Source organism: Aquimarina sp. RZ0, from assembly GCF_008370685.1.
Taxonomy (GTDB): Bacteria; Bacteroidota; Bacteroidia; order Flavobacteriales; family Flavobacteriaceae; genus Aquimarina.
In genome coordinates this window covers 129,521-146,557 of the sequence record NZ_VTZU01000001.1, presented here as the reverse complement: position 1 = coordinate 146,557, position 17,037 = coordinate 129,521, and the positions used below count along the sequence as shown (strand labels likewise).

The window sequence follows — 17,037 nt, the reverse complement described above, 5'->3', positions numbered from 1 at the left end:
AAAGCAGAAACTACTATATCAACACACATAACTAAACACCTAACTACTAACCATATACACAACATCAGCAACAACAATTCTATATATTATAAAACCTATAAAAGCTACATATCATGCCTTATAATTATTAATAACCAATATAATTCATAGTACTCTCAATAACTGTATCAGACTTACGTTATATTGTAGTTTTTTAGATATAAATATTTACTTTATATTTAAATACTAACAAAACTCTTTAACTAAATAAAACACAAACTACAATGAAAACTTTTTTTAAACAACGCTTGTTAGCTCTTATGTTAGGGTTAACAGTATTTAAAATAGCTGCTCAAACTCCAGAAAAATTAAGCAATGATCAATTTGAGTTTCTAGAAGGACCAGTCTGGGATGGTAGTGATATTATTTATTTTTCGGATATTCCAGCAAGCAAGGTTCTAGCTTACAGCTTGAGCGCTGGTACTTTTTCAGATGCATTTACAAATACCAATCGACCTAATGGTTTGATGTTTAATGAAAATTTAAACTTATTAGTTTGCGAAGGTGGTTCGGGAAAAATAACTAGAAGGAATGTAAATGGAACTATCATAGAAACACTTGTAGATCAATTTAACGGACTACGTTTTAATGGGCCCAATGATCTATGCATAGATAAAAACGGAGGTTTCTATTTTACAGATCCTGATTTTGAAAGTTCGTCACAACCACAAAATAGGCTATACTACAGAAATAGCGCTGGTATCATAAATGTGCAAGATAATTTTGCAGGTGGAAAACCTAACGGAGTAATCATTTCTCCTGATGGTCGTTTTTTATATGTAAATAATACATTTAGCAAATATATTTTTAGATATACTATTGATCAGACGAGTGGAGCCCTAAGCGACAGAATTAACTATGGTGAGCTTCCTGATAATTCAGAAAACACTGGAGCTGATGGTATGGCTGTAGACACTAGTGGTAAACTTTATGTTACCGCTAAGCGTACATTGCAAATTTTTGATGGATCCCAGCAAGCTCCTATTAATACAATTTTATTTCCCGAAAACACTACAAATTGTACTTTTGGTGGGATCAACAAAGACATTCTTTTTGTAACTGCGGGTAAAAACTTATATAGAGTTACCGGTTTAAATGCAACAGGGGTTCAACATCCGTTTGATTTACCTGAAATTATCGTAACGCCACCTACTACTACAGTCACTATTGGTATAGAAGCAGAATCATTTGGACGTACAGGAGGGACATTTCAAGGTGTAAATCGATATACTACAGCCAATGGAATAGGTGGCACTAATTTTAATCAAACTGGTGATTGGGCAGAATATACAATTTCTATTCCACAAGATAGTAATTATGAAGTAACCTATTACATAGCTACACCTATGAATAATACTGCTGTTGAGATGCTTATTGATGGTGCCCCCGCTATAAAAGACAATGTAGTAAACAATGGTAGTTGGGATAATTTTGTTTCTTTGAATGCTTCTAATAAAGTATTCTTAACAAGAGGTCAACATACTATTAGGCTATTAGGAGCTGGAACTAATCCTAATAACTGGGAATGGAATTTAGATCGTTTTAGTTTATCTAATGCTAATAACGGTTCTGGAAACAAAGGAATCGATAGTGCAGGTGCTGGCGAATCTACTACAGTAACACCGAATCCTTTTAATACTTTTTTTACTGTAAAAGGGCTTCATAAAAATGAAATATCAAACTATACAATTATTGATATGAACGGAAGATCCATCCTATCCGGAATAATTAGTAACACTAATAATCAAGTAAAAAATTTAGAATCATTACATACAGGCATGTATTTTGTTAAAATTTATACTCCTAAAGGCATCAGTAGTCTTTCTAAAATATTTAAAAAATAAGCTGTTTTTTAACCTAGTCGTAATCATACAGCTTTAAAAAAATTATACTAGGTAGATTGTAAAATATATTTTACGATTTACCTGGTATATTATTTCTCCTTTGAGACTAATACCATCTCGTATAAAATTACCTGTTAAAATTATTTCTGTTTGTTTCATACTACAAAATAAAAGTATCAATAACGGCTACTATCTAGTGTTGATCGCAAATACAAGATTACTTATTGCTTGACAATTTTTGTTTTGTAACTTTTATTTCCAGTTTCTAACTCTAATATATATAAACCCGAGCTCAGTCTTGATAAAGAAATAGCGTCGCTACCAGTTAAAACTTTTTTTGTCAATATTTTTTTAACTTCTAGCGAAAAAATAGTCGCAGTTATAGTTTGTTTTTCTAACACATCAACGTTCAATAGATCTTCTACGGGATTGGGAAACAGCTTAAAGTTCTCAATAACGGTATCTTCATCTTCAGTTCCCAAAACCTAAAAAATACTCCTAAAGTCAGGAATACCATACCTCATTTGATCCATTGGATTATCAAATTGACTGGCAGATTTCGACAATACCGTAATTCCGGCAGTATTTTTTATTGTAGAAATATAACTACATTTTTTCTTACAATCTATAACCTTTGGATTGATACAATCATTTATAATTTTGAACTTTTGCTCTCTATCCACTCGAATATTAAGTCTTCTAAAATTGTAAGAGGAACTGCTCCATTCGTGAGTACAACTTCGTGAAACTCTCTAATATCAAATGCATCCCCCAATTTTAATTTAGCTAATTTCCTTAGTTTCAATATTTCATTCATCCCAATTTTGTATGCCGTTGCCTGGCCAGGTGCTACAATATGTCGTTCTACCATCTTAATCGCATCACTTTCTACATTAGGAGTATTGTCTACATAATATTTAATTCCTTGTTCTCTTGTCCATTTTTTGACATGAATTCCCGTATCTACAACTAATCGGCATGCTCTCCATAATTCCTTTGCCAATCTCCCAAAATCAGAGTACGGATCTTTATACATCCCTATTTCTTTAGGTAATAATTCTGAATACAATCCCCAACCTTCTGTATAAGAGGTATAACTTCCAAATTTTCTGAATCTGGGAATATCATCTAATTCCTGTGCAATTGATCTCTGCATATGATGCCCCGGAATACCTTCGTGATATGCTAATGCTTCCATCTGATATTTAGGCATTGTTTTCATATCATATAAATTTATATAGTAAGTCCCTGGTCTCGATCCATCTTCAGTCCCTCTTTGATAAAATGCCTTACCTGCACTTTTTTCTCTAAATGTCTCTACCGCTTTTACAACTATATCTACTTTGGGTTGGGTAATAAAAAGCTGGTCTAATTTTGATTTCATTGTATCCATCAGGCTATCAGCTTTTTTGAGATAAGCTTCTCTACCAGTTGAATCATTGTCATAATAAAACTGCTCATCGTCCCTCATAAATTTAAAAAAATCTTGCAGGGTACCATCATACTCAACCTCTATTATTATATCTTTCATGTCTTTATGAATTCTGGCCACCTCATCTAATCCTAACTGATGTATTTCTTCTGCAGTCATATTAGTCGTTGTACTACGTTTCAATGCATTTGTATAAAAAGCAGCACCTTTTGGAAATTTCCAGACTCCATTATCAACAGTTGCACGATTTTGTTGATCTTCTAGCATTTTTATCAAACGAGTATATGCAGGTTTAACGCTTTCTAATAAAGCTATTTCTGCATTAGAAATTAACGTATTGCTTTCTTCATCCGAAAGATTCAGTTTTGAAACTTTATTTTTAAAATCTTTTAGTAAGACATTCTCTTTATTAGATGATACATCAAAGGGTTTACCTGTGATCAGATTTTGGCAATCACTAAGTACCTTTGTAAAAACAAATTTGGGCGGTATAATGCCATTTTTTTCTCTTATCTTAAGATTATCCACCAATTGCCTGAATAACTTTTTTATATTCTTAAGTCTGGAAATATAAGCATAGGCATCGCTCTTATTTTCTATGCTATGCATATTCATCAGAAATGCAGGAATTTGAGCTTGCATTCCGTCCATCTGATTCACGGGATAATCATAAAATCTATACCGATAATCTGCAATTTCGTCTTTCAAATCTTGTTTCATAATCTTATAACTCAGCAATGTAGTCTTATCTATTTTTGCAACATCGACTGAATCATTTAGATAGGCAAGTTGGTTCTTAGCTTTCTCTAAATCAAGCGCTTTCTTTTTAGAAGAAATATCATCCCACTTACCATAATCCTCTGTTTTTAGCCCCAAAAATGTTTGTCTTATTGGAGAGTTATCTATTTTTTCCTGAAATTGAATATCAAACCAATCATTCAACTTTTTTGAATTTTTCTGTATTTCTTCTTCTTCAGAAATCGCGACTTCGATTTGTTTGTTTTCCTGCTTGCAGCTAAAGATTATCAAAAAAAAAGAAAAATGAAATAGGCTGAATTTTATACGGTTCATTTTTTCTGGCTAATAAGGTTAAAAAAGTTAATTAATTGATGGTGAATCCCATATTATTTTAGAACAGAAACTTCTATAGCTGAATCAGGAAATACGGTATGCGTTTGTTTCTTAAAATCTTCTGCCTTTGCTTTGAATATGTTAGGGACAAACGTCTGAGGATTAAGATCTATAAGAGGAAACCAAGTACTTTGTACCTGAATCTGAATCTTATGACCTTTTAAAAATGTATGATGAACATCTTGTAGTTTTATCGATACTTCTGTCTTTTGATTGGCTATAAATGCTTCTGGTTTGCTAAAATCATTTCTAAACCTCCCTCTTAATACTTCACTCCTAACCATCATATGGTAATTAGACATTTTTAAGTATTCTTGGGTCTCTTTTATATCTTCTGTATCGGGTGGATAGACATCAATAAGCTTTACTATCCAGTCGGCATCTGTTCCTGTAGTTGCCACTTTTAGGGTAGCCAAAATTTCACCAGAAAGGGTCATATTATTGGTAAGCACGGGGGTTTCATAGACCAGTACATCCGTTCTTCGCGCAGCAAACCGCTGGTCATCTGTCATATATTTTCTGGGCGTAAAAACCATTTTGATATCTTCGGAGTATGGTACAGGTTTTTTGGGATCGCTTACAAACGCTAAAGCTCTGGTTCCCGGAGTATCTGTCAAAGCATTCTCTGATAAATAAAATGTTTTCTTTTCTATATTTTTGGGTGGCCAACTGTCATATGAATTCCATTCTTTCTTTCCTGTGTCAAAGATCTGAATTTCAGAAAGATCAGTATTTTCATCTCCTTCTCCTTTTAGAAAATGGTTGAAAAATTTAGCTTCTACGTTCTTCTGAAAATTATGTGATATATCATCTCCAAAATATACATTTCCTATAGCCTGACGCTTTTTATCTCTAGCCCAATCCCCATGACTCCAGGGGCCAAAAACCATAATATTATAGTTTTTACTGTTGTTTTCGATTTTTTCATATGTCTCAAAAGGACCATATAAATCTTCTGCATCAAATAGACCACCTACAACCATAACCGCAGGTTTAATATCTTTTAAATGTTGAATAATACCCCTTTTTTTCCAAAAATCATCATAATTAGGATGTTCTTTTAGTTGTGTCCAGAATACATTATCTTTTTTATAATATGTATCCAGATTACTTAGAGGACCAGCATCCAGAAAGAATTGATATTGATCTTTAGTTGGCAAATCTGCAAATTTATACCAGGCCTCTGAGGTTGGTTCTGTTTTTTCATGCCCAAAAAGTGCTGTTACTCTCCAATAACTTAGAAGATAAGCTCCATTATGATGAAAATCATCAAAGAAAAAGTCTCCAATACAGGCTTGGGGAGAAACCGCTTTTAGTGCGGGATGTGCATCTAATAATGAATATGTGGCATAAAAACCAGGGTAAGAAATCCCCCATATACCTACTTTTCCATTAGTATTATCTACATTTTTTGTCAACCATTCTATAGTATCATAGGTATCACTTGCTTCGTCAAATTCTTTTCCCTTTTTGTTGGGTATATAAGGCCGCATATTATCATACACCCCTTCACTCATCCATCGCCCTCTAACATCCTGATAAACGATAATATTTCCTTCTTTCATCAAAAAACTATTAGGGCCGATCTTAGTTCTAAACTGTCCTTCACCATAGGGTTTGGAGCTATAGGGGGTTCTTTGCATCAAGATAGGGTATTTTTTACTTGTATCTTTTGGCGAATAAATCGTTGTATGAAGTTTAGTTCCATCACGCATCACGATATCTACTTCTTTCTTTGTATAATTTTCTTTTACATCGTATTTATCTTTAACTTCTTCTTTTTTTATTTTTTCTTGCAGTTTTGTTTTAGTATCCGTATTTGTGGTCTTCGTACAAGACAGAAAAAGAAGTACGGCAGAAAAGAGAAATAATTTAAAAAAGGTTGGGTATTTCATTGGAGTACGTTTAGTTTGCTGCTGAAGATAAAAAAATGGAATTGTGACCTATGTCTTTTTAAGGAGATTTTAACAGATTTAAGAATAGTTTATTTATTCATAAAATGATGGTTTTTTAATCTACATCATTCTAGTGTTTCAAAAGTTAAGATCATTTTGTATTCTCTAATTATACGCTCCAAAATCAAATAGTTAAAAATAGTCCTTTACCCTACTTTGTTGTTCTAAAAAAGAGTAATACGATTTGTGATTAAAAAATTCGTATAAATTCATTGAATTATTTTTTCTTTATGCAAGGCAAAAAAATCAAGCATAGCTATAGCTACGGTTTATTTTTTAAACGAAGTAGAAAGGAAAAAAAAACGATGAATATGCGAAATTTTTAGTTATAAATCGTATAAACTACCTCGAGGCAAGCCTCGGAGCATTTAAATCTTAATCAAAATGAATTCTTGTAACCTAATAGAATTTAAAACCTGTGTTTTGATATCATTTTTAGATATCATCATGTTAATTTGTTTTCTATAATCAATAACCATCTTATTGTTCAATATTACTAATAGAACTCATCCTAAAATCAACTATTTGACATTCTTGAAAAGTTGAGATCAATTATTAATAATTCAGACAATTTCGTTGTAATTCGTTATGAAATATTGACTTTTCAATCAATAATAGTGTATTGTAAAATTCAACTGTTTTTTTAATTAAAGTGGTTTAAACTTTTTTCAATTCGCCATAAAAATATCTTCTTCATCATAAAAAAACTGTAGTTCTGGTTACTATTGACCTAATTTTTGAAGCTTAAAAAAACCGTTAGAAAAATCTTAAAAATATTTTTTGATAAGTGCGAGAAGAACTTCTTCTGTAAGTGGTTTATTTACAAATTCTTTTACATCTTTATAGGATGCAATTTTCTTTTTTTCTTTTTCTAACTGAGAAGATGTAAGCACTATAATAACACTATCTCCTCTTTGTTCTGGTTCAAGGTTTTGATAAGCTTGCAGAAAATCAAACCCATTCATCCCATGCATATTAATATCTAACAATATAAGATCTGGACAAGGGTATATTAATTCTTGTTTGAACGAGTCTTCTTTGCTTGTTATATATTCTATCCCTTCTTCACCATCACAAGATATATTCACTTTCTCGCAAATACTCATTTCTTCTATAATAATCCTATTGAAGTAACTAGTTGCTTTATTGTCATCAATCAATAATATTTGATTTAATTTTTTCATGTATTATTCCTTTAATCGTTAGTAAAACTTGCTCCTCTGTAGTAAAACCATCAAGCATTTTCTGAGATCAATATTTTAATGTTTGAAATAAACCATGAAAGTAGCTCCCTTATCTACTTCACTTTTCAATTCTATTTTTCCTCCAAACTTTTTTAATGTTTCATTAACTATATAGATCCCCATTCCAGTTCCGTCTGTATCTTTGTGGGCACGTTTAAAAAGTCCAAAAACCTTTTCTCTATCCCTATTTACATTTATTCCAATACCATTATCCTGAACAGAGAGAAGACTATACCCATCCTCATTAACCGTAGAAATATTAATTTCTAATGCTCTGTTAGAAGATCTGTATTTAATAGCGTTACTCAATAAGTTAAGCAATAAGCTCTCTAAATGTGGAACTGAATATCGTATCTTAGGACATCTTTTAAAATCTACATTGATACGTGCTTTGCTTTGTTTGATTTCTGATTGAAGAAGACCCAATACCGTTTTTAATATACTTCCCACATCAATACTGGAAATATCAAAACTTGATTCTTCCTTAATTTTTACAACAGTCACCAGATTTTGTATTAATTTTTTACAATGATCTACAGACTTGTCTATCCATTCTATAGCTATTAGTGATTTTTCTGAGTTTATCGTAGTATCTTTTTTCAGGAAGGTTAAGTAGCTTTCTATATTATTAATAGGCGTTTTTAGATCATGAGTTGCAGTATAAGCAAATTGCTCCAGCTCTTTTGCCTGAAGTTTTACCAATGCAGCTCTTGCTTCATTAGCATCTTCCATCATATTTAATGCTGCTAATTGTGATTTTTGTAATTCTCTGTTTTTTTCTTCTAATTGATTCACTAACTCTTCTTGTATTTTTTCTTTTTCTCCCTTTTTCTCTTTATTAAAACAATGTAAAAAGATTTCTACCTTACTTAAAAGAATATCTTTATTAATTGGTTTGGACAAGCAATCAATAGCGCTTAAATTATATCCTTGATTGATTTGAGATTCATCTTTATTATTTGTCGTCATACAAATAACAGGAATATGGTTATTTTTTTTATTATCAAGTATTAACTGTGCTATTTCCTGTGCATCCATCCCAAGCATTTTTACATCCAATAAAATAAGTATGAATTCATGTCTTAATAATAATGAAAATGCTTTATCCCCAGAGTTTATTTCATAAATAGATACCTTTAGTTTTGATAGTATTTTTTTTAGTGATTCTAAATGCTCATCATCACTATCTATAATTAATATTTTTGGAAGGTTTTCTTTATCTACTTCCTCCATAATTTATATTTTTTCTATAAATCGTTATCTTTTTATCAATGATTCTCAAGTGATTATTTCAATAAAAGCATTGCAATTCTTTATGCAATCCTTCTGAGAATAATATTACTATTCAAACATCACAATTTCTCTCAATTGTTACCAAATGAGGAATTCTGCATACTTTTATATTCGACCTTCAATCATTTCTGTCAAGCCTGCAAACTTATAGTTGTACTCATTAGTACATCATAGAATTATCATAATTCGTTTTTAGTAAAGTTCAGGTCAAACAGAGGTTCTCTATTTAACTGTTCACACTGTTCATTGATTATTTTTTTTAATTCTATCATGCGTTCTTCTCTTCCTACAGCTGCTTTATTAAATCTGGATAATTTATCGTTAGAACTTTCTAGTTCCTGAGTTTTGAGACGCATTTTTTCCTGTCCTATTTTTATAGCATTAATATCTACAAAAGTAATCACAACTCCTCCACTATTATTATGGCTACTATGGTCTATAAAAGGGAATATCCTTTGTAAATACCATTTTCCTTCACTGATTTGGATCTCTTTTTGTTCTGGCTTATTTGATCCAAGTACACGATCTATAATTTGTAGAAAGTTGGAAGAATCTTCTTCTCCAAATTTTGATGTAAAATGTGATATGGGTCTTCCTATATCGGTATCCAAAAGGTTAAACTGTTCTGTAATATTAGGGGTGAATTTTCTAATATTAAGATCAGAATCCAGAAAAATGGTTGGTATATGAGTACTTTGTATCAGGTTTTCTATATCATTATTCAGTTTTAAGAGTTCTCCAATTTTATTCTGATGTTCTGCATTTACCGTATGTAATTCTTCATTAACACTCTGTAATTCTTCATTTGTACTTTGCAACTCTTCGTTTGAGGATAACAATTCCTCATTGGTTGTTTGTAACTCTTCATTGCTTGTCTCTACTTCTTCAATCGTAGTTTGCAGACTCTCTTTAGTCAATTTTAGTTCTTCTTCAATTGCTACAAGAAGCTTGGCTGTCTTTGGGTTATCAAGTGTATTTTTTATAATAGTAGCTGTTTCTTTCTCTACTTTTTCTTCAATAAATACAACTAGAAAACAGTTGAGTCTTGTAGTGTTTAACTCAAAAGGATTTACCAAAATATTAATGGTTCTGATAGTATTCTTGGTACGCCACTTTACTCCTTCATATATTACTTTTTCATTTTGTTTGATTACTTTTCTTATCGCTGTACTTGTAGGAATAAACAAGTTTTCAGGCAGCATTTTTAACAAATTCAAAGAGAATTGATCGTCCGGAATCTCAATATATTTCTTAAAATCACCAACTGCATGCATAATATGATAATGTTCATCTATATAAATACCTGCAACTCCAAATTGATCCAGTAATGTTTCGTTTAATATTTCTGATAGATTATTCTCCAGAGGTTTCTTTCTGGCGACAACTTTAAAAGCGCTTCTTTCTAATAAACCGTGCTTATGAATATCAGAGTATCTCGTAAAATCACGAGCTGATCTAAAGGGTATTTCTTTAGTACGATATAGTTTCCACTTTTTGTCAATTGTATTAAACAAATTGCCAGCATCTCCAATAGTTTCGCTAGAACCTAAAAATAAGATACTGTCTTTATTAAGTGCATAATGTATTTTAGAAAGTACTTTTTGCTGCATTTCAGTATTAATATATATGAGCATGTTTCTACATATCACTAGATCCAGTTTATTAATAGTAGGGTCTTTTAAGACATCATGACAAGAAAAAATTGCTTTATTACGAATTTTTTGATTCACATAATATTGATTTCCTTTTTTTATAAAATATTTTTGTAATCTATCAAAACTAACATCTTTGGTAATATTTCCTGAGTATATTGCTTTTGATGCTTTTTCTAAATTGTCTGGCTCTATGTCTGTACCAAAAATCCTTACATTCAGTTTTTTACCTTTTCTTTCTAAAATTTCATCTAATAAAATTGCGATTGAATATACCTCTTCACCTGTACTACAACCAATACACCAAACCTTAAATTCCTGATCTGTTTTTTTCTTTGCTACTAATTCCGGAAGCACCTTATTTTCCAGAATCTGAAAGGCGTCATTATCTCTAAAGAATTTTGTGACCCCAATTAGAAATTCTCTATAAAGGAGTTGCACTTCTGCATCATTTTCTTTTATGTAGTTATAGTATTCTTTCAGGTTTTTATGTTGGGTTGCATACATCCTTCTTGCAATTCTTCTAATAAGTGTAGGGCGTTTGTATCCATAAAAATCTAAATTCGTATGCTCCTTAATACGACTAAGGATTTTTGACAAGGAGTATTCATCCGAGAGCATTTTTACAGATTCATCAGTATCAATACTGTGAGGCGTAGCTATATAATCCAATAACTCCTTCGGCATTTGCGCAACGGGTACTATATAATCAACTACTCCTATTGCAATAGCGCTATTAGGCATTCCATCAAATTTTGCAGTCGCTGGTGATTGCACCATAACCATTCCTCCCATTTCCTTTACAGCGTGTACTCCCCGAGAACCATCAGTTCCTGTTCCAGACAAAATTATTGCTATAGAACGTTCTTTCAATTCTTCTGCAAGAGAATGAAAAAAAATATCAATGGGTAAGTTAAGATGATGACTTTGGGGTTTATCTGTTAAGGATAATCTCCCATTTTTGAACTTCATATTTTTTCTTGCAGGTATCAGGTAAATACTACCAGGAGCTACAACCATATTATTTTTTACTTCAAAAATTGGGAGTGACGTATTTTTTGCCAAAAGCTCAACCATTAAGCTTTTATAATCCGGAGATAAATGCTGCACAATTACAAATGAATGCTTACAATCTGAAGGAACATAATCAAAAAATAATTTCAATGCCTCTAATCCTCCAGCAGAAGCGCCAATTCCTATGATAAAAAATTGTTCATTTTGTAAATCTCCATGCTTCTTTTTATCAATTTTATTTGTCAGCGTGTTTTTCACAATCTTGTGTCTTTTTATTAATTGAATCAGACCTAAAAAAAGGTATCACAGATACGTTATACTTAGTTTGACAATTGTACTGTTATAAGAAAAAATATAATACAATAAAAACACGAGGGTAAAGTGTTTATTTTTTTAATTGAAGTCTGGTTTAAACCACTTCACTGCATATACAAGCTTAAAAATACTAAATAATTTTATTTATTATATCGGTTTACAAGGAAAAATAAAATTTAAAACCGGGGAATTAATACGTTAAAATATTTTTTTAAAATTGTATGTAAAATCTCATTAAACAAAACAAAAAAAAAGACAAAATATCATTTAAACAAGTTAAAAAGTATATACATATCTTTGTTTACGGTAAAAACACCTAATCAATAAGGCTTACAAATAAAAACAAAAATAAAGGGATTTTTCCCTAAAATACTTGTTATTTTTTTTCTACCTTTAGAATACAACTTGTTAAAGTTATTAAAAAACCCAAATTTATCTTGCTCAAAAATACAGTTTAAAAACTCGGCCCCTTATGTTTTCTAATCTGATAATAAGCATATGGAGAAAACTTTACTTAAGGGAAATAAGAAAGTAGAAAACTCAAAAAATACCTTTTATATTGTAGGTATAGGAAGTTCTGCGGGTGGTCTTAAAGCACTGGAAGAATTCTTTGATCACTGCCCATCAGATTCTGGCTTTGCTTTTGTGATCATTCAACATTTATCTTCGGATTATAAAAGCTTATTGGTTGAACTTTTGTCCAGACATACTACGATGCCTGTAAAAGAAGCTGATGATGAAGATGAAGTCACTCCTAATTGTGTGTATGTAATTCCTAGGGTTAAAAATATTAAAATTAAAGAAGGTAAAATTCGATTAACTAAGTGCCTGCCTGATACACAAACAAATTTTCCTATTGATCTTTTTTTTAATTCACTCGCTGTAGAACAGAAAGAAAAAGCATTAGCCGTTATTTTATCAGGAACAGGAACAGATGGTACCAAAGGAGCAAAAACAATAAAAGAAGCAGGAGGCACAGTATTTGTACAAAACCCAGATTCTTCATGCTTTGATGGAATGCCAAAAAGTATTATTTCTCAGGGATTAGCTGATTATATACTTACCCCCAATGAGATCGCTGGGGAACTAATCGACTTTGTATCTCATCCTCAATACATTTTTCCTATCCAATCTGAAAGATATCAAGACAATACTGAACCTTTAGAACAAATATTAAAAATTATTAAGACCCATTTGGGGTATGATTTTTTCTATTATAAAAAACCAACTTTACTCCGAAGAATAGCAAAGCGAATTAGTATAACAAAATGTCAAACGGTAGAAAATTATATTGATTATCTTCACAACTATCCAAAAGAAAAATTTCTTTTATCTCAGGAGTTCTTAATTGGTGTTACCAATTTTTTTAGAGATCATAAAGCATTTGATATTCTGGAGAAAGAGGTAATTCCTTCAATTGTATCAAAAAAAGAAAAAGGGCAAAGTATAAAAATATGGACTATAGCCTGCTCTACAGGTGAGGAGGCATATTCTATTACGATTCTACTGGAGGAATATCTAAAACAACAAAAACTTGATATTAATTACAAAGTTTTTGCAACAGATCTAGATGACAGAGGTATCGCTATAGCTACCAAAGGAATTTATAATCAAAATATAGAATCAGAGGTACCTCCAGCAATTCTTAACAACTATTTTTTAAAAAAGGAAAATCAATATCAAATTCATCCCAATATCAGGAAAAATATAATTTTTTCGAAACATGATGTTTTACAAAACCCTCCTTATAGCAAAATGGATCTTGTTTCCTGTAGAAATATGCTTATTTATATGGAAAACAATATCCAATTAAAAGTTTTGTCAAATATACATTATGCTCTAAATCATCATGGGTATTTGTTTCTAGGAAGCTCAGAAAACCTAGGATCATTGTATAAGAATTTTGATGAAATAAGCAGTAAATGGAAGATTTATAAAAATATCCAATCAGAACGAATCATAAACATCCATAAAGAAGATGCCTGGAAGATAGAACGAAATGGTACTACCAGATTCCAAACAGCTCATTCTGGAAGTTCTCTAGAAGACAAAATTGCAAAATCCATCAACAAAATATTAATGGATGAATTATTAGTAGTAAGTATTTGTATCGATGAAAATTTTGAGATCATACACGCTTCTGGTAAACTAAAAAAATACATAGATTATCCAGATGAAGGCTATTCTAATAACCTGCTTAAAATGCTACCTGACGAATTAAACATTCCTATCAGCGCTTCTGTCCGGAAACTCTCTGTTAATCCTGATAGAACCATTGAGAAAGAAATAAAATTAATCGTAGATAACACTTTAAAACGATTGCGATTATTAGTCCGTTCTTTTAATGTTATATCGATTAACAGTCGTTCTTTTTTGATTACTATCATCGAAGAATCTGATAGAAAAATTACACAAGAAGAAAAGGTTCTAATACCCAAAAAACATGCTGATGATCATCAATTACAAGAACTCAAAGAAGCACTAAGCGAAACCAGAGAAAACCTTCAATTGACTATTGAAGAATTAGAGACTTCTAATGAAGAGACGCAAGCCACTAATGAAGAACTCCTGGCTTCAAACGAAGAATTGCAAAGTACAAACGAAGAGTTGCAGTCACTTAATGAAGAACTACATGCGGTGAATGCAGAATTGCAGGAAAAAAACATCCAACTAATAGAATTGAATTCTGATATTGAAAATCTAATGAAGAATATCAATATTGGAACCATTTTTCTGGATCGGGATTTTAAAATCAGAAAATTTACTCCATCGATTAATGAACATTTTCAGCTCAGACAAGAAGATATAGGAAGATCTATCTCACATTTTTCTGGCACTTTGGGAGGAGAAGATTTGATCAAATATGCTAGACAGGTGATCAAAACACTTCAACCCTATAAAAAGGAAGTAATTAATACAACTGATAATTACTTTCTAATGCAAATTTTCCCATATTGTAGCCAAGAAGATGGTGTAAAAGGAGTTGTAATCAATTTTATTGATATCGATGATCTGAAATCTGCAATAAAAGAAAAAGAAAAGACCAATAATTTTCTATCCCATCTAATGGATTCTAACCCGGCAATCATATATATATATGATATCTTATCCAAAAAGAATATATATGTCAGTGCCAATATATGGGAACAGGCGGGCTATACAAGTATAGATATAAAAAGAATGAAAGGTTCAATCTTAGAAAAGATAATATATCCTGATGATTTACAAAATGTATATGACCATCATGAAAAACTAAAACACCTCAAAAACAATGATGTAATACAATTAGAATATCGTATTGTCAGCAATAATGCGAAAAAACCAATATGGTTACTCTCTACCGACAAAGTATACGAAAGAAATCAGGATGGCAGCGTAAAAACAATACTGGGAATAGCACAAACAATTACTCAAATAAAAAGCCTGGAGTTACAACTTAAAGAGAGTGAAGAACGATACAGGCTGGCTGTTATGGGCACAGGATCTTGCCTTTGGGAATGGAGCAACTTATTAAATGATGAAGCCTGGTGGTCACCAGAATTATACACGCTTCTGGGATACAGTCAAAAAGAAATGAAACCGACCTTTAGTGGATTACTAAATCTTATTCATCCTGCGCAAATTAAAGCTTTTAAAACCGGGATAGAAACCCACATAGAAAACAGTCACTTTTTTGAAGAAGAAATACAATTAAAAACTAAAAAAGAAGGATATAAATGGTTCACAATTAATGGACAAGTAAAATTTGATCATAATAAGCTGGCAAAAAAAGTGGTAGGTACCATTCTGAATATAGATGAGCGCAAAGAATCTGAACGTAAGATGAAGGAATTAAATATAGAACTCGAGCGCTTTGCTTATCTGGCTTCTCACGACCTTAAAGAGCCTCTGAGAACAGTAACCAGTTTTACCAGATTATTCAAAGAAGAATATTACAAAAAGTTTGATGATAATGCTTTGCAATATTTGGATTTTATAGAAAAAGCTTCCTCAAGAATGATTACATTGACTAATGATCTGCTTGTATATTCTCAATTAGATGATAAATCATTGAATTTTCAACCCCTAAACATCAATGATCTACTCCTTAAAATCACAGAAGATCTTCAAAATACGATCTCAGAACATTGTGCTTTAATTGAGATAAAAAAACTTCCAGAGGTCACTTGTGATGCCGTACAAATGAGACAACTTTTTCAAAATCTAATTTCTAATAGTCTAAAATATAACAACTCCAAAATACCTGCGATTGAAATCGATTGTATCGAAAAACCATCTTTTTTTGAATTTTTCATAAAAGATAATGGTATTGGTATTCTTAAAAAAAATCACAAAAAAATCTTTGAAGTTTTTAAAAGGCTTCATAGCCAAACAGAGTATGAAGGAACAGGTATTGGTCTTGCTAATTGCAAACGTATTGTAGATAACCATAGGGGCAAAATATGGGTTAAATCTAGTGAGGGCAAAGGTGCTACATTTTTTTTTACAATTCCTAAAATAAAAACGAAATGAAAAAAATCGAATGTATTTTATTAGTTGATGACAGTCCTTCAACTAATTTCTATCACAAAAAGTTAATCGAAACAACAGGAGAAGTTGATCAAATATTTGATGTAGAAAATGGTCTGGAAGCGCTGGATTACATATATCAAAAAGGAAAATATGATTTTCAACCACCCAGACCAAATATTATTTTTCTGGATATTAACATGCCCAAAATGGATGGGTTTGAATTTCTGGAAAGGTATTCTAAAATACCAAAAGCATTGAGAGCAGATGTATTGGTCGTTTTTCTAACAACCTCTAATTGGGTTAAAGATAAGCTTAAAGCTATCGAAAGTAACCTGGTCTATGATTTTTTAGAAAAACCTTTAAAAATGGAAGAATTAAAGAAAGTGAGTGACCATTATCGAACAATTCTATTAGATCCTGCATAAATAATGATTAAAAATAGTATCTCAGGTATTCCCGTAGTTCCTGATATCAAAACACGTAATTTCTTTGCTTATTCTTGTTTCTAAAAGTGAGGAGCAAATTAATCATACTTAAATTCTGCATGATTTTTCTTTAATTTTAGTATCTGAGTGTATTGATTGTTTCGCTTACTTTTCAGGAATT

Annotated in this window: 9 protein-coding genes; 3 read left to right on the top strand and 6 right to left on the bottom strand. The window is 31.3% G+C overall.

The window, feature by feature from the left end:
* Nucleotides 1-263 precede the first annotated feature (263 nt).
* On the top strand, nt 264-1,883 hold the full coding sequence (locus F0000_RS00480; RefSeq protein ID WP_149622726.1) for an SMP-30/gluconolactonase/LRE family protein: 1,620 nt from the start codon (nt 264-266) through the stop codon (nt 1,881-1,883).
* 221 nt (nt 1,884-2,104) lie between these two features.
* On the opposite strand, the gene F0000_RS00475 is transcribed toward F0000_RS00480, so the two are convergent.
* The 6 genes from F0000_RS00475 to F0000_RS00450 form a co-directional block, all read right to left on the bottom strand.
* Nucleotides 2,105-2,365, bottom strand: a complete 261-nt coding sequence (locus F0000_RS00475; protein ID WP_149622725.1) for a T9SS type A sorting domain-containing protein — start codon at nt 2,363-2,365, stop codon at nt 2,105-2,107.
* Nucleotides 2,366-2,535: 170 nt separating this feature from the next.
* Complete coding sequence (locus F0000_RS00470) at nt 2,536-4,386, bottom strand: DUF885 family protein (protein ID WP_149622724.1); 1,851 nt, start codon at nt 4,384-4,386, stop codon at nt 2,536-2,538.
* A gap of 53 nt (nt 4,387-4,439) precedes the next feature.
* Nucleotides 4,440-6,341 (bottom strand): CocE/NonD family hydrolase, encoded by a 1,902-nt coding sequence (locus F0000_RS00465; RefSeq protein ID WP_149622723.1) that lies wholly within the window; start codon nt 6,339-6,341, stop codon nt 4,440-4,442.
* 827 nt (nt 6,342-7,168) lie between these two features.
* The gene (locus tag F0000_RS00460) at nt 7,169-7,585 is read right to left on the bottom strand and encodes a response regulator (protein WP_149622722.1); all 417 of its coding nucleotides are present in this window, start codon (nt 7,583-7,585) and stop codon (nt 7,169-7,171) included.
* Nucleotides 7,586-7,660: 75 nt separating this feature from the next.
* The gene (locus F0000_RS00455) at nt 7,661-8,878 is read right to left on the bottom strand and encodes a hybrid sensor histidine kinase/response regulator (protein WP_149622721.1); all 1,218 of its coding nucleotides are present in this window, start codon (nt 8,876-8,878) and stop codon (nt 7,661-7,663) included.
* 239 nt (nt 8,879-9,117) lie between these two features.
* Nucleotides 9,118-11,862, bottom strand: a complete 2,745-nt coding sequence (locus tag F0000_RS00450) for a chemotaxis protein CheB (protein WP_149622720.1) — start codon at nt 11,860-11,862, stop codon at nt 9,118-9,120.
* Between the two features lie 555 nt (nt 11,863-12,417).
* On the opposite strand from F0000_RS00450, the gene F0000_RS00445 reads away from it, so the two are divergent.
* Together F0000_RS00445 and F0000_RS00440 are read left to right on the top strand one after the other, a co-directional pair.
* The gene (locus F0000_RS00445; RefSeq protein WP_149622719.1) at nt 12,418-16,431 is read left to right on the top strand and encodes a chemotaxis protein CheB; all 4,014 of its coding nucleotides are present in this window, start codon (nt 12,418-12,420) and stop codon (nt 16,429-16,431) included.
* Nucleotides 16,428-16,856, top strand: coding sequence for a response regulator (locus tag F0000_RS00440; RefSeq protein ID WP_149622718.1), 429 nt, complete (start codon nt 16,428-16,430; stop codon nt 16,854-16,856). The genes F0000_RS00445 and F0000_RS00440 overlap by 4 nt, the downstream gene beginning before the upstream one ends.
* Nucleotides 16,857-17,037 lie beyond the last annotated feature (181 nt).

Coding starts and splice junctions, on each gene's coding strand:
- F0000_RS00480 (WP_149622726.1), top strand. CDS start 264: ATGAAAACTTTTTTTAAACAACGCTTGTTAGCTCTTATGTTAGGGTTA.
- F0000_RS00470 (WP_149622724.1), bottom strand. CDS start 4,386: ATGAACCGTATAAAATTCAGCCTATTTCATTTTTCTTTTTTTTTGATA.
- F0000_RS00465 (WP_149622723.1), bottom strand. CDS start 6,341: ATGAAATACCCAACCTTTTTTAAATTATTTCTCTTTTCTGCCGTACTT.
- F0000_RS00460 (WP_149622722.1), bottom strand. CDS start 7,585: ATGAAAAAATTAAATCAAATATTATTGATTGATGACAATAAAGCAACT.
- F0000_RS00455 (WP_149622721.1), bottom strand. CDS start 8,878: ATGGAGGAAGTAGATAAAGAAAACCTTCCAAAAATATTAATTATAGAT.
- F0000_RS00445 (WP_149622719.1), top strand. CDS start 12,418: ATGGAGAAAACTTTACTTAAGGGAAATAAGAAAGTAGAAAACTCAAAA.
- F0000_RS00440 (WP_149622718.1), top strand. CDS start 16,428: ATGAAAAAAATCGAATGTATTTTATTAGTTGATGACAGTCCTTCAACT.